Source organism: Microbacterium sp. Nx66, assembly GCF_904066215.1.
Classification (GTDB): domain Bacteria; phylum Actinomycetota; class Actinomycetes; order Actinomycetales; family Microbacteriaceae; genus Microbacterium; species Microbacterium meiriae.
Window position 1 is genome coordinate 827,346 of the sequence record NZ_LR880474.1, and the last position, 18,383, is coordinate 845,728.

The 18,383-nt window shown below is 70.7% G+C and carries 25 protein-coding genes; 18 read left to right on the plus strand and 7 right to left on the minus strand.

The annotated features are described in order from the left end of the window. Positions 1 to 52: 52 nt before the first annotated feature. A complete protein-coding gene (locus MICNX66_RS03875; RefSeq protein ID WP_187663368.1) occupies positions 53 to 211 on the plus strand; it encodes a hypothetical protein in 159 nt (52 codons plus the stop codon). Positions 212 to 217: 6 nt separating this feature from the next. Here the strand turns inward: MICNX66_RS03875 and MICNX66_RS03880 are convergent, their stop codons facing one another. Together MICNX66_RS03880 and MICNX66_RS03885 are read right to left on the minus strand one after the other, a co-directional pair. Continuing rightward, positions 218 to 1,885: an MDR family MFS transporter gene (locus MICNX66_RS03880; protein WP_187663369.1), complete on the minus strand. Its 1,668-nt coding sequence runs from the start codon at positions 1,883 to 1,885 to the stop codon at positions 218 to 220. Then, the gene (locus tag MICNX66_RS03885; protein WP_187663370.1) at positions 1,885 to 2,496 is read right to left on the minus strand and encodes a TetR family transcriptional regulator; all 612 of its coding nucleotides are present in this window, start codon (positions 2,494 to 2,496) and stop codon (positions 1,885 to 1,887) included. The genes MICNX66_RS03880 and MICNX66_RS03885 overlap by 1 nt, the downstream gene beginning before the upstream one ends. Before the next feature lie 175 nt (positions 2,497 to 2,671). Between MICNX66_RS03885 and MICNX66_RS03890 the strand changes: the two genes are divergently transcribed. The 9 genes from MICNX66_RS03890 (at position 2,672) to MICNX66_RS03930 (ending at position 6,750) form a co-directional block, all read left to right on the plus strand. Then, complete coding sequence (locus MICNX66_RS03890; protein WP_187663371.1) at positions 2,672 to 3,109, plus strand: Asp23/Gls24 family envelope stress response protein; 438 nt, start codon at positions 2,672 to 2,674, stop codon at positions 3,107 to 3,109. After that, positions 3,106 to 3,297 carry a DUF2273 domain-containing protein gene (locus MICNX66_RS03895; protein WP_025104398.1) on the plus strand — a complete coding sequence of 64 codons (192 nt, stop codon included), beginning with the start codon at positions 3,106 to 3,108 and terminating at the stop codon, positions 3,295 to 3,297. The genes MICNX66_RS03890 and MICNX66_RS03895 overlap by 4 nt, the downstream gene beginning before the upstream one ends. Further along, positions 3,294 to 3,635 (plus strand): hypothetical protein, encoded by a 342-nt coding sequence (locus MICNX66_RS03900; RefSeq protein WP_187663372.1) that lies wholly within the window; start codon positions 3,294 to 3,296, stop codon positions 3,633 to 3,635. The genes MICNX66_RS03895 and MICNX66_RS03900 overlap by 4 nt, the downstream gene beginning before the upstream one ends. Beyond that, positions 3,632 to 4,198, plus strand: coding sequence for a hypothetical protein (locus MICNX66_RS03905; RefSeq protein ID WP_187663373.1), 567 nt, complete (start codon positions 3,632 to 3,634; stop codon positions 4,196 to 4,198). Before MICNX66_RS03900 ends, MICNX66_RS03905 begins: the two co-directional genes overlap by 4 nt. Then, positions 4,195 to 4,893 (plus strand): hypothetical protein, encoded by a 699-nt coding sequence (locus tag MICNX66_RS03910; protein ID WP_187663374.1) that lies wholly within the window; start codon positions 4,195 to 4,197, stop codon positions 4,891 to 4,893. Before MICNX66_RS03905 ends, MICNX66_RS03910 begins: the two co-directional genes overlap by 4 nt. 14 nt (positions 4,894 to 4,907) lie before the next feature. After that, positions 4,908 to 5,081, plus strand: coding sequence for a CsbD family protein (locus MICNX66_RS03915; RefSeq protein ID WP_187663375.1), 174 nt, complete (start codon positions 4,908 to 4,910; stop codon positions 5,079 to 5,081). A gap of 117 nt (positions 5,082 to 5,198) precedes the next feature. Further along, positions 5,199 to 5,765 (plus strand): RNA polymerase sigma factor, encoded by a 567-nt coding sequence (locus MICNX66_RS03920; protein ID WP_187663376.1) that lies wholly within the window; start codon positions 5,199 to 5,201, stop codon positions 5,763 to 5,765. Beyond that, positions 5,762 to 6,364, plus strand: a complete 603-nt coding sequence (locus tag MICNX66_RS03925) for a hypothetical protein (RefSeq protein ID WP_187663377.1) — start codon at positions 5,762 to 5,764, stop codon at positions 6,362 to 6,364. Before MICNX66_RS03920 ends, MICNX66_RS03925 begins: the two co-directional genes overlap by 4 nt. Next, positions 6,361 to 6,750, plus strand: coding sequence for a hypothetical protein (locus MICNX66_RS03930; protein ID WP_232089183.1), 390 nt, complete (start codon positions 6,361 to 6,363; stop codon positions 6,748 to 6,750). The genes MICNX66_RS03925 and MICNX66_RS03930 overlap by 4 nt, the downstream gene beginning before the upstream one ends. A gap of 24 nt (positions 6,751 to 6,774) precedes the next feature. On the opposite strand, the gene MICNX66_RS03935 is transcribed toward MICNX66_RS03930, so the two are convergent. After that, positions 6,775 to 7,620: an SDR family oxidoreductase gene (locus MICNX66_RS03935; RefSeq protein WP_187663378.1), complete on the minus strand. Its 846-nt coding sequence runs from the start codon at positions 7,618 to 7,620 to the stop codon at positions 6,775 to 6,777. Between the two features lie 93 nt (positions 7,621 to 7,713). Between MICNX66_RS03935 and MICNX66_RS03940 the strand changes: the two genes are divergently transcribed. The 7 genes from MICNX66_RS03940 to glmM all read left to right on the plus strand — a co-directional run bounded on the left by MICNX66_RS03940 (position 7,714) and on the right by glmM (position 13,849). Then, on the plus strand, positions 7,714 to 8,079 hold the full coding sequence (locus MICNX66_RS03940; RefSeq protein WP_187663379.1) for a winged helix-turn-helix transcriptional regulator: 366 nt from the start codon (positions 7,714 to 7,716) through the stop codon (positions 8,077 to 8,079). Positions 8,080 to 8,177: 98 nt separating this feature from the next. Next, positions 8,178 to 9,716, plus strand: coding sequence for an APC family permease (locus MICNX66_RS03945; RefSeq protein WP_187663380.1), 1,539 nt, complete (start codon positions 8,178 to 8,180; stop codon positions 9,714 to 9,716). Positions 9,717 to 9,754: 38 nt separating this feature from the next. Next, the gene (gene truA / locus MICNX66_RS03950) at positions 9,755 to 10,603 is read left to right on the plus strand and encodes a tRNA pseudouridine(38-40) synthase TruA (protein ID WP_187663381.1); all 849 of its coding nucleotides are present in this window, start codon (positions 9,755 to 9,757) and stop codon (positions 10,601 to 10,603) included. Between the two features lie 53 nt (positions 10,604 to 10,656). Further along, positions 10,657 to 11,325 carry an endonuclease/exonuclease/phosphatase family protein gene (locus MICNX66_RS03955; RefSeq protein WP_136052048.1) on the plus strand — a complete coding sequence of 223 codons (669 nt, stop codon included), beginning with the start codon at positions 10,657 to 10,659 and terminating at the stop codon, positions 11,323 to 11,325. Positions 11,326 to 11,517: 192 nt separating this feature from the next. Further along, a complete protein-coding gene (rplM, locus tag MICNX66_RS03960) occupies positions 11,518 to 11,964 on the plus strand; it encodes a 50S ribosomal protein L13 (RefSeq protein WP_187663382.1) in 447 nt (148 codons plus the stop codon). A gap of 26 nt (positions 11,965 to 11,990) precedes the next feature. After that, entirely contained in the window at positions 11,991 to 12,476 is a 486-nt protein-coding gene (rpsI, locus tag MICNX66_RS03965) for a 30S ribosomal protein S9 (RefSeq protein WP_025104384.1), read from the plus strand. Positions 12,477 to 12,490: 14 nt separating this feature from the next. Then, complete coding sequence (glmM, locus tag MICNX66_RS03970; protein WP_144880707.1) at positions 12,491 to 13,849, plus strand: phosphoglucosamine mutase; 1,359 nt, start codon at positions 12,491 to 12,493, stop codon at positions 13,847 to 13,849. A 67-nt stretch (positions 13,850 to 13,916) separates the two neighbouring features. Here glmM and MICNX66_RS03975 read toward each other — a convergent pair whose 3' ends face one another. After that, the gene (locus tag MICNX66_RS03975; protein ID WP_187663383.1) at positions 13,917 to 15,368 is read right to left on the minus strand and encodes a hypothetical protein; all 1,452 of its coding nucleotides are present in this window, start codon (positions 15,366 to 15,368) and stop codon (positions 13,917 to 13,919) included. Beyond that, complete coding sequence (locus MICNX66_RS03980) at positions 15,365 to 16,150, minus strand: glycosyltransferase family 2 protein (RefSeq protein WP_187663384.1); 786 nt, start codon at positions 16,148 to 16,150, stop codon at positions 15,365 to 15,367. The genes MICNX66_RS03975 and MICNX66_RS03980 overlap by 4 nt, the downstream gene beginning before the upstream one ends. Before the next feature lie 54 nt (positions 16,151 to 16,204). On the opposite strand from MICNX66_RS03980, the gene MICNX66_RS03985 reads away from it, so the two are divergent. Then, positions 16,205 to 16,651: a GtrA family protein gene (locus MICNX66_RS03985; RefSeq protein WP_187663385.1), complete on the plus strand. Its 447-nt coding sequence runs from the start codon at positions 16,205 to 16,207 to the stop codon at positions 16,649 to 16,651. A 19-nt stretch (positions 16,652 to 16,670) separates the two neighbouring features. On the opposite strand, the gene MICNX66_RS03990 is transcribed toward MICNX66_RS03985, so the two are convergent. Further along, positions 16,671 to 17,549 (minus strand): CpsD/CapB family tyrosine-protein kinase, encoded by an 879-nt coding sequence (locus tag MICNX66_RS03990; RefSeq protein WP_232089184.1) that lies wholly within the window; start codon positions 17,547 to 17,549, stop codon positions 16,671 to 16,673. Further along, entirely contained in the window at positions 17,506 to 18,378 is an 873-nt protein-coding gene (locus MICNX66_RS16850; RefSeq protein ID WP_232089185.1) for a Ppx/GppA phosphatase family protein, read from the minus strand. The genes MICNX66_RS03990 and MICNX66_RS16850 overlap by 44 nt, the downstream gene beginning before the upstream one ends. Positions 18,379 to 18,383: the final 5 nt, after the last annotated feature.

The following is an 18,383-nucleotide window of genomic DNA, read 5'->3' on the forward strand; positions in this document are numbered from 1 at the left end:
TCGGCGCCCCCGCGCAGACTGGCCGTCCGGATCCCCAACATCAGGAGGCGCCATGTCCGACACGTCGAACAGCCAGGACAACCAGGAGGAGATCGAGGCCATCGGCGTCGACCCCGACTTCGTCACCACCGATCACGACCCCGAGCCTGACGACCTTCCCGCGACGGGCGGTGGGGAGGACGACGACGTCGACGTCGCCGACCTCCCCTAGCGCGGGCTACCTGCCCGTGGACGCCGAGCCGGTCTCTTCCGGCTCGGCGTCCGTGCGTGCGGCACCGACCCGCCCGGCCGTGCGGAGCTCGGCCTCGAGGCGCTCGGCCTCCTCGCCGCTGATCGCCTCGCCGCGCGCGACGAGACCCGCCTGATCCGACAGCGGGATCTGCTTGAGGAACAGCGACAGGATGAGCGCGAGCGCGATGAAGGGCACGAGGTACCAGAACACCGGGGCGAGGGCGTCCGCATATGCCGTGACGATGCCGTCGCGGACCTCGTCCGGCAGGCTGTTCAGCGTGGCGGGGTCGATCGTGGACGCGGCCTCGGAGGCGGCCTCGGGGGACGCCCCGGCGCCGGCGAACACGCCGAGCAGGTTCTCCGTGAGACGCGTGGTGAAGATCGTGCCGAACACCGCCGTCCCCAGCGAGGCGCCGACCTCGCGGAAGTAGTTGTTCGTGCTCGTGGCGGTGCCGATCTCGCCCGCCGGGACGGCGTTCTGCACGACGAGCACGACGACCTGCATGATGAGGCCGAGCCCGGCGCCGAAGACGAACAGGAATGCGCAGATCAACCAGATCGGCGTCTCCGCCGACAGCGTGGTCATGGCGACCATCGCGATACCGGTGATGATCGTGCCGAGGATCGGATAGATCTTGTACTTCCCGGTCTTCGAGATCGCGAGGCCGGAGAAGATCGAGGTCCCCATGAGGCCGACCATCATCGGGATCATCAGCAGCCCGGAGGCGGCGGCGGAGGTGCCGGACGACATCTGCAGGAACGTCGGGACGAAGCCGATCGCGGCGAACATGCCGATGCCGAGGACGAGGCCGATCGCCGTGGCGTTCACGAAGATCGGGTTGCGGAAGAGGCTGAGCGGGATGATCGGGTCCTGCACCCGGGACTCGGTGATGACGAACGCCGTCGCCGACACCACGAGCCCGGCGCCCCAGGCCCAGGTCGCGAGCGAGTCCCAGCCGAACGCGGCGTCGCCGCCGAAGTCGGTGAAGAAGATGAGGCAGGTCGTCGCCGCCGACAGGAAGAGCACGCCGAGGATGTCGATCGGCTTCTCCGCCTTCTTGCTGGGGAGCTTCAGAGCCACGAGGGCGATGAGGAACGCGGCGATGCCGACCGGGATGTTGATGTAGAACGCCCACTGCCAGGTCATGTGGTCGACGAAGAAACCGCCGAGGAGCGGTCCGGCGACGGCGGAGAGGCCGAACACCGCGCCGAGCGGACCCATGTACTTGCCGCGCTCGTTGGCGGGCACGATGTCGGCGATGATCGCCTGCGACAGGATCATGAGCCCGCCGCCGCCGAGACCCTGGAGGGCACGGAAGACGACGAACATCCAGAAGTCCGTCGCGAACGCGCAGCCCACCGAGGCCAGTGTGAACAGGGCGATGGCGACGAGGAAGAGTGACCGTCGTCCCAGCACGTCGCCGAACTTGCCGTAGATGGGCATGACGATGGTGGTGGCGAGCAGGTAGGCGGTGGTGATCCAGACCTGATGGTCGACGCCGCCGAGCTGGCCGACGATCGTGGGCATCGCCGTCGACACGATGGTCTGGTCGAGGCTCGCGAGCAGCATGCCCGCGATCAGGGCGCTGAAGATGATCCAGATGCGGCGCTTCGTGAGGAGGAAGGGCGCATCCGCGGTGACGGTGGCGGACATCAGTGGGCTTTCTGTGAAGGGGAGTAGAGGTCGCGCGCGAGGCGCAGTCGGCGGGCGATGAGGTCGGCGAACGGCTCGGTGGAGTGGTGGTGCAGCAGCTGCTCCATGCAGAGGCGGACGAGCGCGCCGACGGAGTGGACGAGCACTTCGGCGCGGAGCTCCGCGTCGGTGGCACCGCCGATGCGGCGCGCGACGAGGGCGATGTCGCGCCGCTCGTGCTTCTCCTGCTGCTCGAACGCCGCGCGCAGCAGTCGCGGCTCCTGCTCGATGACGGCGAACAGCTCGGCGGCGTGCTCGATCGGATCGAAGAGGGCGAAGCGCTCGACGGTGAGCTGCACGAAGTCGTCCAGGAGATCGCCGTCGCGCTCGAGGAAGACCGCTTCGAGCTCCTCCTGGCGGGAGTCGATCACGGCGAACCCGAAGACGGCGTTCTCCTTGCTCTCGAAGTAGTTGAAGAACGTGCGCCGGGAGACTCCGGCGTCGGCGCACAGCTCTTCGACCGTGAAGCCGGCGAAGCCCCGCTCGGCCGTCAGGCGGCGTGCGGCCTGGGTGAGTGCCCGCGTGGTCCGCCGCTTGCGTTGCTCCCTCGTGGATTCTGCACTGTTCTCCATAGAGTGCAACTTTGCACTCTGAACCTTGGAGTGCACTGAAAGTCGCCGCCGAGGAAGGCCCGGAGATTCGTTCCGAGAAGTTTGTGACATTCTGTGCTCCCCGACCGTCTTAGTGGTGTCGTGAGAACACGGCCCGCGCGGAAACCGCGTGGACACACGGATGAAGGAGCTCGAGATGGCGAACGTGACTGGGGGCACCCAGCCCAAGGCTCAGGTCGTCCCGGCGTCGCAGGGGGCGGCGGGGAAGACGACGATCGAGGATGCGGTGGTCGCGAAGATCGCCGGCATCGCGGCGCGGGAGGTCGACGGCGTCTACGCGCTCGGCGGTGGCGCCGCGCGCATGATGGGTGCGATCCGCGACGCCCTCAACACGACCGACCTCGCGCAGGGGATCAGCGTCGAGGTCGGCGAGACGCAGGTGGCCGTCGACGTGACGATCGTGGCGGAGTACCCGGTGTCCCTGCAGAAGGTGGCCGACCAGGTGCGGGCCGCGATCCACCGGGCCATGGTGGAGCTGGTGGGCATGGACGTCGCCGAGGTCAACGTGACCGTCAACGACGTGCACATCCCCTCGGAGGACGACGACGAGGCCCCGGAGGCGCGGGTCCAGTGAACGCCTCGGTGATCGGCGGAGCTGCGGCGACGGTGCTCGCGCTGACCTGGATCGTCTGGGGGTTCTGGGCGTTCCTGCTCGTCACCCTCGCGATGCTCGTCGGCGCCGTCGTCGGCCGCATCGTCGACGGTCGCCTGGACGTGCGGGCGCTCGCCGACGTGGTGCGCGGGCGGCGATCGTCCTCATGAGCGTGGCACAGACGGACGGGCCGACGACCGTGGCGGGGGCCACGGTCGTCGAAGCCCGCGCGTTGCACCGGCTCGCTCTGGGGATCGTCCGGGACGCCGCTCGGGTCGGCATCGACGACGTGAGCGTTCAGCTCGCGGACCGTCGCGGCGATCTGCGGGTGTCCGTGGAGGTTCCGGTCGTGCTGAGCCGTCAGGGCACCGATCCCGTGAGTGCACGGGCGGACGCCGTCCGCGACGCCGTCGTGCAGGGAATGCGCGACCTGGCAGCGCGTCACGTGGGAGCGGTGGACGTGCGCTTCGCCGGCGTCCGACGCGAGACGGAGAGGAGAGTGGCATGACGACGAACACCGCGACACCCCGGCGGCTCCTCCGCCGAGAGGCGACGGCGACGCGCCGGGGCCCTGCGATCGCGCTCGCCGTGGTGCTGACCCTGGTCCTCGCCCTGTTGCTGGTCGGGGTGGCGGCGTGGGCCCTCGACGAGGGGTTCCGCACGCAGGCCGCCGCCTGGTTCGCGCCCGTCCCGGCGCTCCTGCAGATGCCGTCGGCCGCGATCGCGGTCGGGGTCGCGCTTCTCCTCCTGGCGTTGCTCCTCTTCGCGCTCGCTGTGCTTCCGGGCCGGCGTGCGCGCCGCACACGTCTCGACACGCGGGCAGCGCTCGTGATCGACGACGGTGTGCTCGCCGACGCCATCGCGGACGCGGTCGCACGCCGGATCGGGGTGCCGCGCGGGCAGGTGGGCGTGACCGTGGCCCGACGCGCGGCGCTGATCCGGGTCACTCCGACGAGTGGGGTGCCGGTGGATGCGGCTGCCGCCGAGGAGGCAGCGGCCCGGGTGCTGGACGAGGTCGGCTTCCGGCTCTCGCCGCGGGTGCAGGTGGGACGGGAAGGAGTGATCGCATGACGTCGGCAGGGACGGCGGCGAACCGCGCGGTCCTCCTCGGGGGAGCGGCAGTGCTTCTGAGCGGGGGCGTCGTCCTCCTCGCCGGGGGGCTGCCGGGCACGGGCATGCTCCCGCCACCCTTCGAGGAGGTGCTCGCGCAGGCGGACGGCCTCGTGGCGTGGTCGGGGGCATGGGGCCTCGACATCCCCGGTGCGGGCTTCGTGCCGCTGTGGGCGATCGTGGGGATCGCCGCTGCGGCACTGCTCGTGGTCCTGCTCGTGGCGTTCCTGCTCACGCGCCGGCCGCGGCGGGAGCGCACCGTCCTCCGCCTCGTCGGCGGAGGGGGAACGACCACCGTCGACCGGAGCGTGGCGGAGGAGCTGCTCGCGGCGCCGCTCGCCGATCGGGCGGACGTGCTCGCGGCCCGGCTGACGAGCCGGAGAGTCGGGCGAGGGATCGCTCTCGGCCTCGTGGTGACCCCGCGCCCCGGTGCGGCTCTGGGCGGGCTGCTCGCGGCCGTCGATGACGTGGTGCAGGAGTGGGACGCCCTCACCGGTACCCGCATGCCGCTCGTCGTGCACGTCGCCGACCGCGGGTGGCGGGAACTCTTCCGGTCGCGGCAGCGGATGCGTCGTTCGCTCGCGACGGGACGGACCGCGGCGCCGGAGGGCCGGAACGCCGCACGGACATCGACCCCGACCGTCGGGGTCGTCTGAGGAAAGGAGACGCCATGAGCGCGGAGAACAAGATCAAGGCCGCAGCCGAGAAGGTGGCGGGCAAGGCCAAGGAGGTCGTCGGCGAGGTCACCGACAACGACAAGCTCGTCGCCGAGGGCAAGGCCGAGCAGGCCAAGGGCGATGTCAGGAACGCGGCCGAGGATGTCAAGGACACGTTCACCAAGTGACGGAGGGGGAGGAGACGCCCGTGCGGGCGTCTCCTCCGCCTGCGCGCATCGGGTCGTCACGATCCGACGCGGCGCGGGCTCCGAACGCCTGGGGAACCGTGAACGAGGGGTGGGGGAATGGCAGCCGACCGCTGGGGTGAGGCGCTGGAGCAGGCTGGGGACCGCATCGTCGCCGGCCGTGCAATGGACGGGGACGTCGCCGCATTCGCGGTGCTCGTGCGCAGGTACACGCCGATGATGAGGGCCTACACGCACAGGATGCTGAACGCATCGGCGGAGGTCGACGACATCGTGCAGGATGCGTTCGTGACCGCGTGGCAGCGGTTCGGTGAGCTGGAGGACCCCGCCAAGGTGAAGAGCTGGCTCATGCGGATCGTGAGCCGCAAAGCGGTGGACCGGCTGCGGCAGACGCGGCCGGCCCTCGACGTGGACGAGATCGACCGGCCCGCGCCGCCGCAGGCGTCGCCCGCCGCGGTCGCCGAAGCGCGAGCGGGTGTCGCGGCCCTCGGTGCCGCTCTGCGCGAGCTCCCCGAGGCCCAGCGCGAGTGCTGGGTGCTGCGGGAGCTGGGCGGCTACAGCTACGACGAGATCGCCGAGGAGCTCGGCATCCCCGTCAGCACGGTGCGCGGACTGCTGTCCCGCGCGCGACGATTCCTGATCACACGGATGGAGGCGTGGCGATGACCGATCACCACGAGGACGACCAGCTGCGCCGCCTCGGTCTCGAGCCCGCCGACCTGGACGGGCACACGATCGAGGATCTCAGCGATTACCTGGACGCCGGACGCACCCCGCGGAACCCCGCGATCGAGGAGTCTCCGGGATGCCAGCTCGCGCTCGACGCCCTGGAGAGGCTGCGCGGCCTCGGCAGCGAGCTGATGGATGACGACGCGGCCTCTGCCGCGCCGGTGGACGAGAGCTGGGTGGACCGGATCCTCAGCGGCATCGCGATGGATGCCCAGGCAGGACGCCGTATCCCGTTCGCCTCCGACGATCCGGCCGTGGAGCTGGCGATCACCGAGGGTGCCGTGCGCGGACTGGTCCGTGCCGCGGAGGAGGCCGTCCCCGGGGTTCTGGTCGGCCGGTGCCGACTGGACGGCGACGTGACCGAGCCCGGAGCGCCGGTGCGGGTGATGATCGATGCGAGCGTGCGCCTCGGCGACCCTCTCCGCAGCGTCGCCGACCGGCTGCGCGCCGAGGTGGATGTCCGGCTGCGTCGTCACACCGAGCTGCAGGTCACGGCGATCGACGTCGCGATCACCGACGTCAGGGAGGGGGCATGATGGCCGACGCCGAGCTGACGAAGGAGGAGCGCGCGGACCTCGCGATCCGGATCGAGACCGCCCTGCGCGCCTGCTCGGGTGTGCGCGGTGTGTACCGCTCCGGATCGCTCGTCTCGAACCTCGTGCGTGCGGGGGCGGCCGCCTGGGGCGTCGAGCGCGGTGCCGACCCGATCGTGTCCGTCACCGCGGCACCGGAGGGCGTGGCGGTCGAGGCCGCGATCGGGGTCGACGGGCGGGTGAGTAGCGTCGCGACGCTGCGGCACGCCCGCGAGACCGTGGATGCCGTGCTGCACGCGGACGGCCTGCGGCGCGACAGGCTCACGCTGACCGTCGCCTATGTGCAGAGCGCCGGGGAGCCGGTGTCGGGGGAGCGCCGCCGCCCGTGACGGCGGCCGGCAGCGCTCCTCACCTCACGCCAGGGCGCGGAGGCCTTCGACGAGCGGTGTCGTCGGGCGGCCGATGAGGCGACGGAGTGTGCCGTCGGTGTCTGCCAGTGCGCCGTCGCGGATACCGGCGTCGAGGGCGACGACGAAGCCGGCGGTGCCCTCATCGAGCCCGGCGGCGCGCAGCGCGGCGAGCTGCTCGTCCGCGGAGAGCGGGCGGAAGGTGACCTCGCGGCCGGTGACCTCGGTCATCGCGGCGGCAAGGTCGGCGTAGGTCCACGCGACGTCTCCGCCGAGCTCGTAGACGGCGCCGATGTGTCCATCCTCCGTGGCCACGGCCGCGGCGGCCTCGGCGTAGTCCTTCCGGCTGGCGGAGGCGACGCGGCCGTCTCCGGTGCCGGCGCTGAGGGTGCCGGTCTCGGTGGCGCGGGCGAGGTCGGCGGCGTAGTTCTCGGTGTACCAGTTGTTGCGGAGGATCACCGCGGGGAGGCCTGCGGCCGCGATGAGCTCCTCGGTGGCCTTGTGCTCGGGAGCCAGGACGAGGGCGCTCGTGGTGGCCTTCGGCGCGCTCGTGTAGATGAACTTCGACACGCCGGCGTCCTTCGCGGCGTCGATCACCGCCCGATGCTGCGCGACGCGCTGGCCCACCTCGGAGCCCGAGACGAGCACGACGGTGTCCACGCCGTCGAGCGCCGCGGCGACCGATTCCGGGTCGGTGTAGTCGAGACGGACGACGGGCACGCCGAGGTCGGCACCCTTGGCGAGGTCGCGGGCGCCGGCGCGGATCGCCTGCGGCTCGACACCGCGCTCCAGGAGGGCGGCGACGATGAGGCGGCCGAGGTGACCGGTCGAACCGGTGACGAGGATGGTCATGGGAGTCCTTTCGTAGCTGACTCCCCGGACAACCCCGATAGCCGTCGTGAGCATTCCTTTCAGCAGGTACCCACTTTTCGGTAAGGTACCCACATGACGGTGAGTTTTGCGCAGATCCGCGATTCGCAGCCGGCGCTCTTCGATCAGGGGTGCGGCACGCGCGTCGTCCTGGACCACATCATGAGCAAGTGGGGCGTTCTGGTTCTCTCATGTCTCTCCGACGGCACCCACCGCTGGGGAGAGCTGCGCCGACAGGTGGACGGCATCAGCGAGAAGATGCTCGCCTCCACCCTGCGCACGCTCACCGACGACGGCCTGGTGCACCGGGAATCGCTGCCGACGGTGCCGCCGCACGTCGAGTACAGCCTCACGCCGCTGGGGCGCGACCTGATGGAGCGGATGCTGCCCCTGATGGAGTGGGTGGCGGCGCACGCCGACGGAATGCTCGCTCGCGACTGACCCACGGAATCCTTCGCATATCCCCACACGACGCGTGGAATCCGTCGCCGAAACAAAAGGATTGACGGGATACCGCGGCCCGCCGTACTGTTCTGAGCATGGCAACGACGCCCATCCACCTTGAACGACCCGACGGCAAGGGCCTGGCTGCAGGCACCCTCGGCCTGTGGGGATCCACCGTCATCGGTCTGGCCTCCACGGCCCCCGTCTACTCGCTCGTCGCGACGCTCGGCTTCGTCGTGCTCGCGGTGGGCGCCCAAGCACCGATCGCCTTCATCATCGCCTTCGTGCCGATGCTGCTGATCGCCTTCGCCTACCGGGAGCTCAACAACGCCGTCCCCGACTGCGGCACCACCTTCACCTGGGGCACCAAGGCCTTCGGCCCCTGGGTGGGATGGATGGGCGGCTGGGGCGTCGCGGTCGCCGGCATGGTCGTGCTCGCGAACCTGGCGCAGATCGCCTCCGTCTACTTCTGGTCGCTGATCGGACAGGACCTCGAGAACAACGACTGGCGGGTCGTCGTCGTGGCCGTGCTCTTCATCGCCGCCATGACCTGGGTGAGCTGGCGCGGCGTGGAGATCGGCGAGCGCATCCAGAACGTGCTCCTCGCGATCCAGTACCTGGCGCTGGCGATCTTCGTCGTCGCCGCCCTCTGGCAGTTCTTCACCGGCGACGCCCCCGACGCCACGCCGTTCGCGTGGGAGTGGCTGAACCCGTTCGGCTTCACCGACTGGTCGGGCTTCACGGAGGCCATCCTCCTGGCGCTCTTCATCTACTGGGGGTGGGACACCTGCCTCGCCCTCAACGAGGAGACCAAGGACCCGAAGCGCATTCCCGGCCGTGCCGCGGTGCTCACCTGCGTGATCCTCCTGGTGACGTACGTCGCCGTGACGATCGCCGCGATGATGTACGCCGGACTCGGCGAGGATGGCACGGGACTCGGCAACGAGGCCAACGCCGACGACTTCTTCCTCGCCATCAAGGACGGCCTGCTCGGCCCGTTCGGGTGGGTGCTCGTGGTAGCGGTCATCATCTCGGCGATCTCGTCCACCCAGACGACGATCCTCCCGACCGCCCGCGGCACGCTCGCGATGGGCGTGTACCGCGCGCTCCCCGCGAAGTTCAAGGACGTGCACCCCGTCTACAAGACGCCGTCGTTCTCGACGATCGTCATGGGCGTGGTGGCCTCTCTCTACTACGTGGGCATGACCCTCATCAGCGACAACATCCTCCAGGACTCGATCCTGTCGCTCGGACTCGCGATCGCGTTCTACTACGCGATCACCGGCTTCGCCTGCGTCTGGTACTTCCGCGCCGATCTGCGGCGCTCCGCTCGCGACCTGTTCTTCAAGGGGATCTTCCCGCTGGTCGGCGCCCTGCTGCTCACCGGGGCGTTCGTCCAGTCGGCGATCGACATGTGGGACGTCGACTACGGCTACACCGTGCTCTTCGGCATCGGCGGGACGTTCGTGATCGGCATCGGGTCGCTGGCGATCGGTCTGGTCCTGATGTTCCTCTGGTATCTCTTCCCGCGGTCGAAGCGGTTCTTCCGGGGCGAGAGCCTGAACCGGGAGACCCAGGTGATGGTTCCCGAGGAGCCGGGCGCGCTGATCCGATCGGTCGACGGCGGCATCTGACGCACGGGGTGCGCACGCGGCTGTCCTAGGCTGGCCTCGTGCGCATCCGGCTCGACATCGCCTACGACGGCACCCATTTCCGCGGGTGGGCCACGCAGCCCACGCTCCGCACGGTGCAGGGGACGCTGGAGGCGGCGCTCGCCCGGATCGTCGGCTCCGACGTGCGGTTCGTCGTCGCCGGGCGGACGGACGCCGGCGTGCATGCGAGCGGACAGGTCGCGCACGTGGATCTCGACGAGGCGCAGTGGGCGCGGATCGAGGCGCGCCACGGCCGCGCCGCCGAGGACCCGGCCGGCAGCATCGCGGCGCGCATGCGCGGGGTGCTCGGCGCCTACCCCGACGTGACGGTCACCCGGTCCTCGCTCGCCCCCGAGGGGTTCGACGCGCGATTCTCGGCCGTCTGGCGCCGCTACCGCTACCGGCTCGCCGACGACCTCGCCGGATACGACCCGCTGCGGCGGCTCGACACCACCACCATCCGGGGGCGGCTGGACGCGGAGGCGATGGACGCCGCGGCGCAGACGCTCATCGGCCTCCACGACTTCGCCGCCTACTGCAAACCCCGTGAGGAGGCCACGACCATCCGTACGCTGCTCGATTACCGGTGGCAGCGGGACGCGGACGGGGTGCTCGTCGCGGAGGTCAAGGCCGACGCGTTCTGCCACAGCATGGTGCGGGCCCTCGTCGGCGCCTGTGCGGCTGTGGGGGAGGGGCGCCTGGACGTCGGCGATCTCGTCGTGCTCCGCGATGCGCTCACGCGGACGAGTGAGTTCAAGGTCCTCGCCGCCCGCGGGCTGACCCTCACGGAGGTCGGCTACCCGGCCGAGGAGCTCCTGGCCACCAGAGCCGCCCAGACCAGGGCCCGACGCGACCGCGAGAGCGACTGATCGCCGGGATCGGGAGCCGGGGCACAGATGGGGCGGGTAGCGTGGGGACGATCATGAAGGTCATCTCCTACAACCTGCGCAAGCACCGCGCCGCCGGCGAGCTCGCGGCGCTCGTCGATGAGCATGATCCCGACATCCTCTGCCTCCAGGAGTGCGATGTCCCGGAGCTTCCGGATCGGATCGGCGGTCTCGTGCTGGCGGACGCGACGCAGGGCAACAGGCTCGGCCTTGCCCTCTTCTATCGCGAGAGCACCTATCGTCTGCTCGGCATCCGCACCCTCGGCCTGAAGAAGTCGCTGCATGACCGCATCGCCAAACCCGCGCATGAGCGCGTCCTCGGCGCCCGCCTGCGCGACATCGACGACGGCGGCGAGTTCATCGTGGCGTCCTTCCATGCCGCGCCCCTGACGGCGTTGAACTCACTGCGCCGGCACCAGATCCGCGCGGCGCTCGCCGAGCTCGCGACGCTCGGCGAGGGGCTGCCGCAGCTCATGGTGGGGGACTACAACTACCCCGTCTTCAAGGAGAACCTCGGTCAGGCGGTGCGCGATCAGGGATACGCGCTGTCCCTGAGCGACGACCACACCTACACGCGGTACCGCGTCTTCCGCGGGCACTACGACTTCGCGACCTCGTCCGGCTTCGAGATCGAGCGCATCACCACGCTGCCGCAGCGCTCCAGCGACCACCGCCCGATCCTCGTGACGGTCCGTCCGAACTGACACCCGTGCCGGGCGGGTTTGGGGAATGCCGTTCCGGTGGCGTATGCTGACTCTTTGGTGCCCTTCCCTGCCTGCGGGGAAGATGCACATCCGAACGTGAGCCCTCCACTGGCGTGTTCCTCCCCGTAGGGAACGAACCACCCCGGAGTGGGATTCACGAACACCTCCGTTCGACAAGAAAGCAGCACTATCGTGACGCGCACTTACACCCCCAAGGCTGGCGAAGTCCAGCGCGACTGGGTCGTCATCGACGCCACCGACGTCGTTCTCGGCCGCCTGGCCTCGCACGCGGCGACGCTTCTGCGTGGCAAGCACAAGCCGACCTTCGCCAACCACATCGACTCGGGTGACTTCGTCATCATCGTGAACGCCGACAAGGTCGCGCTCACCGGTCAGAAGCTCCAGAAGAAGCTGGCCTACCGCCACTCCGGCTACCCGGGCGGCCTGAAGTCGGTCACCTACGCCGAGCTTCTCGAGAAGAACCCGGTCCGCGCCGTGGAGAAGGCCATCCGTGGCATGCTCCCGAAGAACAGCCTGGGCCGCCAGCAGCTGTCGAAGCTGAAGGTGTACACCGGTGCCGAGCACCCGCACGCCGCGCAGCAGCCCCAGCCGTACACCCTCGACCAGGTCGCCCAGTAAGCGCCGTACAGACTAAGGACATACTCGTGGCTGACATCCAGGACTCCACCGAAAACCTCCAGAACTTCTCGACGTCGACCCCGGAGACCGACGCGGTCGAGGCGGCTCCCCGCCCCGTGCTGAGCGTCCCCGGCGCCGCTGTCGGCCGTCGCAAGCAGGCCATCGCCCGCGTGCGTCTGGTCCCCGGCTCGGGCACCATCACGGTCAACGGCCGTACGCTCGAGGACTACTTCCCGAACAAGCTGCACCAGCAGCTGATCAACGACCCGTTCACCGCGCTGAACCTCGCCGGTGCGTACGACGTGATCGCCCGCATCTCGGGTGGTGGCGACTCCGGCCAGGCCGGCGCCCTGCGTCTCGGCATCGCGCGTGCCCTCAACGGCATCGACGCGGAGAACAACCGTCCGACCCTGAAGAAGGCCGGCTTCCTCTCGCGCGACGCTCGCGTCAAGGAGCGCAAGAAGGCCGGACTCAAGAAGGCCCGTAAGGCGCCTCAGTACTCGAAGCGTTAAGGTCCACTGCTCCGATGCCGATCTTTGGCACGGACGGCGTGCGAGGACTCGCCAATGGCATCCTCACCGCCGACCTGGCGCTCACCCTGGCCCAGGCGACTGCTGTCGTCCTGGGCCAGGGCCGTACGGCGGAGGCTCGCAAAGCCGAAGGCAAGCGACTCACCGCCGTCGTCGCCCGTGACCCCCGGGTCTCCGGGCACTTCCTGACCGCTGCCGTCGCCGCGGGCCTCGCCTCTTCCGGAGTCGACGTCCTCGAGGCCGGGGTCATCCCCACGCCGGCTCTGGCGTTCCTCGTGGCGGATCGCGATGCGGACTTCGGCGTGATGATCTCCGCCTCGCACAATGCGGCGCCCGACAACGGGATCAAGATCTTCGCCCGCGGCGGACGCAAGCTCCCCGACGTCGTCGAGCAGCGCATCGAGGAAGCCATGCATGGCGAGATGCTGCGCCCGACCGGTGCCGGCGTCGGTCGCATCGACCGTTTCTCCGATGCGGAGGACCGCTACGTCGTCCACCTGCTCGGCTCGCTGCCGCACCGCCTCGAGGGCGTTCACGTCGTGCTCGACTGCGCCCATGGCGCCGCTTCCGGGGTGTCTCCCGAGACGTTCCGCGACGCCGGCGCCGAGGTCACCGTGATCGGTGCCGACCCCGACGGCTGGAACATCAACGACGGCGTAGGCTCCACCCACCTCGACAACCTGGCCGAAGCCGTCGTCCGGCTCGGCGCCGACGTGGGCATCGCCCATGACGGCGACGCCGACCGCTGCCTCGCGGTGGACGCGCAGGGCAACGTCGTGGACGGCGATCAGATCATGGCGATCCTGGCGCTGTCGATGAAGGAGCGCGGCCGTCTCACCGACGACACGCTCGTCGCGACGGTCATGAGCAATCTGGGTCTGCACGTCGCGATGCGCGAGCACGGCATCACAGTGCGCCAGACGGCCGTCGGCGACCGCTACGTGCTCGAGGACATGAACGAGGGCGGGTACGCGCTCGGCGGCGAGCAGTCCGGACACGTCATCATGAGCGAGTACGCGACCACGGGGGACGGCCTGCTCACAGGTCTCCATCTCGTGGCCGAGATGGCGCGGCAGGGCAAGTCCCTCGCAGAGCTCGCATCGGTCATGACGGTCTACCCGCAGCTGCTGATCAACGTCCGCGACGTCGACAAGGATCGCGTCGCCGAGGACGAGGTCGTGCAGCAGGCGGTGCGCGATGTCGAGGCTGAACTCGGCGACACCGGGCGCGTGCTGCTGCGCAAGTCCGGCACCGAGCCGCTCGTGCGGGTCATGGTCGAGGCCGCCGACTCCGAGTCGGCCCGGACCTACGCGGAACGTCTCGCGGCGGTCGTGCAGGAGCGCCTCGCGCTCTAAGACCGCCGTCTCCGAACCGGTCGGTCGCCTCGGCGGCCGGCCGGTTCGTCGTCTCCGGAGGCCGCGTTCAGCGGGCGGCGCAGAGGCGGCTCGTGGTCCCCTCGGCCAGCGTCGCCGTGGGGCAGTCATCGAGGGCCAGTCGCGGTGCCTCGGTCATCGACGGCGCATCCTGCAGGCCGAGATGCGCGCCGGTGAGCACCACCAGCGGCACCGCCCAGCCCCAGCGCTCCGCGGCGACCCATTCGACGTCGTTCTCCTCGACCCAGGCCCGCAGCGGCTCGACGTCGGCCCGCTGCTGGGCGAGTGTCAGCCCGGGGGACGTGACGGTGCCTGCGACGTGCAGCACCGCGCCCGCCGCGACGATCATCGCGACCAGGGCCGCCGCGACGGTCCCGCCGAGCCGCCACGCGCGTCGCTCGGGAAGCCGCGGGACCGCCCAGACCGCGACGGCGGCGAGGACCGGGAAGAAGGCGAGGATCCCCGGCGCGGGATGCCGGACCCACAGCGGCAGACGCGAGGCGGTCGCCCACCAGGTCACGAAGGCGAGGGCGCCGACGACGGCGGCGAGTGCGTAGGCGATGACCACACGTTCCTCTTCCGTCGCGATGCGCCAGCGACGGGCGACGCCGAGCGTCACCAGTGCGAGGGTGAGGACAGCGCCGAGGAGCGCGACGGCGGGCGGCAGCGACCAGGAGTCGGCGAGCGTGCCGAGCTTCTGCAGCACCGTCGTCGCGGCGTCGGCCTGGCCGCCGCTGCGCACGAAGCGGACGAACGCGCGCAGGTGCTCCACGAATCCGGCCGGGCCGAGAGCGAGGAGCGCCCCCAGCTCGAACAGGGCCGTCGGCACCGCCGAGAGGAGGAGCGGCAGCCAGGCGCGGCGCAGGGCGTCGCGGACGCGCGCCCATCCGTGGCCATCGGCGAGGACCCACAGCGCGACGGCGTAGGCAGGGAGGGCGAGCGCGGCGATGAGCTTGGCCTGCACTGCGAGACCGACGAGAAGCCCCGCGAGCCAGGCGCGTCGCGGGAGCACGGCGAGAGCCCAGACCAGGAGCGCCGCGGCGGGGATCTCACCCAGCAGGTCGGCGGGCCCCTGGATGGGGGAGACGCCGGCGCTGGCGGTGAACGCCAGGGGGACCGCGACGGCGAGAAGTGCCGCCCACCGCCCGCCGATACGACGGCCGAGGACCGCGAGTCCAGCGAGGAGCAGCAGCCAGAAGGCGAGCGGCACGAGCCGGCCGGCGAGCACCGGGTCCATGCCGGTCGCCAGGAGCGCCGCGACCGGGAGGAGCACGACGGGGCCCGTGGAGATGCGGGGGTCGAACGGCGTGATCGTCGAGCCGGACAGGGCGCCGTCACTGGCGTATCCGAGCCCGGCGAGGAGGTTGCGGGGCACGGTCAGATTGAACGCCTCGTCCTCCCAGAAACGGGACACCGTGAGGCTGTGCCAGGCGAGGACGACGTGGCCGATCACGAGGGCGGCGGCCGCCACCCAGAAGAGGGCCGTGCGCAGCCGGCTCATCGGCGCACGGGCTCCGGACGACGGACGGCGCGGAGCGGAGCGGACGGACGCAGCGAGAGGAGCCAGGCCTCGCTGAGGGCGGAGCGCACGAAGACGCGCAAGCGCTTCGGTGGCAGGGGGAGCCCGCCGCCACGGCCCCACATGGTGCCGGTGCTGGAGGCACCGCGGCGCGGGATGCTGGCGACGCGGACGTAGCGCACGCGGAAACCGCCCCGGGCCTCGGCGAGCGAGAAGTGCACGTGCGGCACCGTCGCGTCCGCGGGCACCGCCTCGACCAGGACACGCAGAGCCTCGGGACGGTAGGCGCGCAGGGGCGTGTTCACGTCCGGGATGCGGCGACCCGCTGCGACGGCGATGAGGAGGCCGACCGCGCCGGTGAGCGTCTTGCGGTACCAGGGATCGGTGCGTCCGTCTCGCACGCCGTGCACGACGTCGGCCTGCTCGTCGGTGAGCGCACGCAGCAGCCGGGGGAAGTCGGCGCCGTGGAACTGCCCGTCACCGTCGACGTGCACGAGCGCGTCCGGGTCTGCGGCGAGTCCGGCGCGATAGGCCGCGAGGGCGGTCGGCCCGTGTCCGCGGTTGGTCGCCTGCACGATGACGGTGGCGTCGGCGACGTCGTCGAACACGGTCGCGGTGGCGTCCGTCGAACGATCGTCGGCGATGTGGAAGGAGACCTCGTCGGCCAGAGGCTCGACCGCCGACCGGATCTCGTCGATGAAGCCCCGGATGCCCTCCACCTCGTTGTAGGCGGGCATGACGATGGCGAGGTGGCGGAGAGTCACGGAGTCCTTGCGGTGGCGGGCTGCAGAGGTGTCAGCCAGTAGCCTAGTTGAGCCATGAATCCTCCCTCCCGACTGCGTCGCCTCGCCGGCGTGGGCAGCCGCTTCCTCGTGGTCGGGGCGCTGAGCACCCTGATCGAGGTCGGCGTCTTCAACCTCCTCGTCTACGCCTGGGGGTGGGACGTCGTCGCAGCGAAGATCGTGGCCTCGCTCGTCGCCCTCATCAACGCGTACATCGGCAACCGCGAATGGACCTTCCGCCACCGCGATCGCCGGGGACGGGCCGCGGAGGTCGCCCTGTTCCTCGCGACCAACGCCGTGTGCACCGCGCTCGGGGCCGCGCTCGTGTGGGTCGGCGTCGAAGCGGTCGGCGGCATCCTCGGCCGCACGCCCGGAGCCGTGGCGGTCAACCTCGTGAACCTCGTCAGCATCGTCATCGTCGTGCTGCTGCGCTTCGTGCTCTACCACTCGATCGTCTTCCGGGTCGCGTCGCCGAAGGCCTGAGCGGCCGACGGGGTCGGCGTCAGGCACGGGCGGTGGTGCGCTTCTTCGGGGCGCTCTTCCTGCCCCACCCGCGTCCGAACTTCGCGGTGACCCTGGTGGAGGGGCTGCCGTCGAGTTCGTGGGTCGAGCCGTAGGTGTGCGCCCCGTAGCCGTAGCTGTCCGGTCCCTTCGTCGGCAGCATGGTGACCACGACGCCCAGCATCTGCACGCCGGCGTTCTCGAGAGCGCGGACGGCGCCCGAGAGCTCCTGCTTCTTGGTCTTCCCCGAGGCGGCGGCGAGGATGACACCGCGCGTCTTGGTCCCGAGGACCGCCGCGTCGGTCACCAGGAGCAGCGGCGGGGCGTCGATCAGGACATAGTCGAAGTACTCGCCCAGCGCCTGGAGCACGTCGTCCATCGCCGACGAACCGAGCAGCTCACTGGGGTTCGGCGGAACCTGTCCGCTGGGGAGGACGTAGAGGTCGTTGCGACCCCACTTCTGGAGGGCGTCCGCCACGTCCATCCGGCCGATCAGCACATCGGTGAGACCGGCGCCACCCTCGAGGCCCATGTAGTCGGCGACGCGGGGAAGGCGGAGGTCGCCGTCGAGGAGGGCGACGCGCGCGCCGGTCTCCGCGAGGGCGATCGCCAGGTTCGCGGTCGTAGTCGACTTGCCCTCGCCGGGGCCCGCGCTGGAGACGACGAAGATGCGCGGTCCGCTGTCGAGGTTCAGGAACTGCAGGTTCGTCCGCAGGCTCCGGAAGGACTCCGCGCGGGGGCTTCGCGGATCGGCGTGCACGATCAACGGACGCTTCGGTGCCTCCGGGTCGAAGGCGATGCCGCCGAGCACCGGGCGGTCGGTGAGCGCCTCGATGTCATGCAGGGTGTGGATGCGGTTGTCCAGCACGGTGCGCAGCATGCAGCGACACCGCGGCCGCCACGATCTGGAACGTCCGGTCGGGCGTGATCCCCGGGAGCTCCTGGCGCGCCGAGGCGGGAAGGCGCGCGAGCCGCGGGATCCACGACCCGAGCGCCTCGCGGGGGAGCAGCATCCGCTCGATACCCGACCAGCCGGGGACGGGATAGCCGACCAACCGTGCGAGCGAACGGATCGCCTTGGAGGACCCCACGACGTGGTCCGGACGGGGGAGGGCATGGAACCGGGGGACGACCACGTCGAGAGTCGCTGCGGCGTGTGCCCGCAGCCGCTCCACATCGTCCTCACCCGGCGGATCCTGCGGGAGGAACTGCACCGTCATGCGCCCGGCTCCGAGCGGCACGGAGGCGGCGACGTCCGGCACCTCCTCGGCGCCCGCGGCGATCTCCAGGGAGCCGCCGCCGATGTCGAGGAGCAGCAGCTGGCCGGCGGACCACCCGAACCAGCGCCGCACCGCGAGGAAGGTGAGCGCGGCCTCGGTCTCCCCGTCGAGCACCTGGAGCGGCTGACCCAGGACGGCCTCGATGCGCGCGATCACCTCGGCTCCGTTGCGGGCATCGCGCACGGCGCTCGTGGCCGTGGCGAGGAGCGCGTCCACGCGTTCCGCCTCCGCCACCCGGCGGGCCTGCGCGACAGCGGTCTCCAGGGCCTGCACGCCGTCCTCCGCGATCGCCCCGTCCGGTGTGAGGTACCGCATGAGGCGCAGCACGGTCCGGTCGCTCGTGGTCGCGAGCGGTCGTCCGCCCGGGCGCACGTCGGCGGCGAGCATGTGGACGGTGTTGGATCCGATGTCGAGGACTCCCAGGCGCACGGGAT

Coding starts and splice junctions, on each gene's coding strand:
- MICNX66_RS03875 (WP_187663368.1), top strand. CDS start 53: ATGTCCGACACGTCGAACAGCCAGGACAACCAGGAGGAGATCGAGGCC.
- MICNX66_RS03880 (WP_187663369.1), bottom strand. CDS start 1,885: ATGTCCGCCACCGTCACCGCGGATGCGCCCTTCCTCCTCACGAAGCGC.
- MICNX66_RS03885 (WP_187663370.1), bottom strand. CDS start 2,496: ATGGAGAACAGTGCAGAATCCACGAGGGAGCAACGCAAGCGGCGGACC.
- MICNX66_RS03890 (WP_187663371.1), top strand. CDS start 2,672: ATGGCGAACGTGACTGGGGGCACCCAGCCCAAGGCTCAGGTCGTCCCG.
- MICNX66_RS03900 (WP_187663372.1), top strand. CDS start 3,294: ATGAGCGTGGCACAGACGGACGGGCCGACGACCGTGGCGGGGGCCACG.
- MICNX66_RS03905 (WP_187663373.1), top strand. CDS start 3,632: ATGACGACGAACACCGCGACACCCCGGCGGCTCCTCCGCCGAGAGGCG.
- MICNX66_RS03910 (WP_187663374.1), top strand. CDS start 4,195: ATGACGTCGGCAGGGACGGCGGCGAACCGCGCGGTCCTCCTCGGGGGA.
- MICNX66_RS03915 (WP_187663375.1), top strand. CDS start 4,908: ATGAGCGCGGAGAACAAGATCAAGGCCGCAGCCGAGAAGGTGGCGGGC.
- MICNX66_RS03920 (WP_187663376.1), top strand. CDS start 5,199: ATGGCAGCCGACCGCTGGGGTGAGGCGCTGGAGCAGGCTGGGGACCGC.
- MICNX66_RS03925 (WP_187663377.1), top strand. CDS start 5,762: ATGACCGATCACCACGAGGACGACCAGCTGCGCCGCCTCGGTCTCGAG.
- MICNX66_RS03930 (WP_232089183.1), top strand. CDS start 6,361: ATGATGGCCGACGCCGAGCTGACGAAGGAGGAGCGCGCGGACCTCGCG.
- MICNX66_RS03935 (WP_187663378.1), bottom strand. CDS start 7,620: ATGACCATCCTCGTCACCGGTTCGACCGGTCACCTCGGCCGCCTCATC.
- MICNX66_RS03940 (WP_187663379.1), top strand. CDS start 7,714: ATGACGGTGAGTTTTGCGCAGATCCGCGATTCGCAGCCGGCGCTCTTC.
- MICNX66_RS03945 (WP_187663380.1), top strand. CDS start 8,178: ATGGCAACGACGCCCATCCACCTTGAACGACCCGACGGCAAGGGCCTG.
- MICNX66_RS03955 (WP_136052048.1), top strand. CDS start 10,657: ATGAAGGTCATCTCCTACAACCTGCGCAAGCACCGCGCCGCCGGCGAG.
- glmM (WP_144880707.1), top strand. CDS start 12,491: ATGCCGATCTTTGGCACGGACGGCGTGCGAGGACTCGCCAATGGCATC.
- MICNX66_RS03975 (WP_187663383.1), bottom strand. CDS start 15,368: ATGAGCCGGCTGCGCACGGCCCTCTTCTGGGTGGCGGCCGCCGCCCTC.
- MICNX66_RS03985 (WP_187663385.1), top strand. CDS start 16,205: ATGAATCCTCCCTCCCGACTGCGTCGCCTCGCCGGCGTGGGCAGCCGC.
- MICNX66_RS03990 (WP_232089184.1), bottom strand. CDS start 17,549: ATGCTGCGCACCGTGCTGGACAACCGCATCCACACCCTGCATGACATC.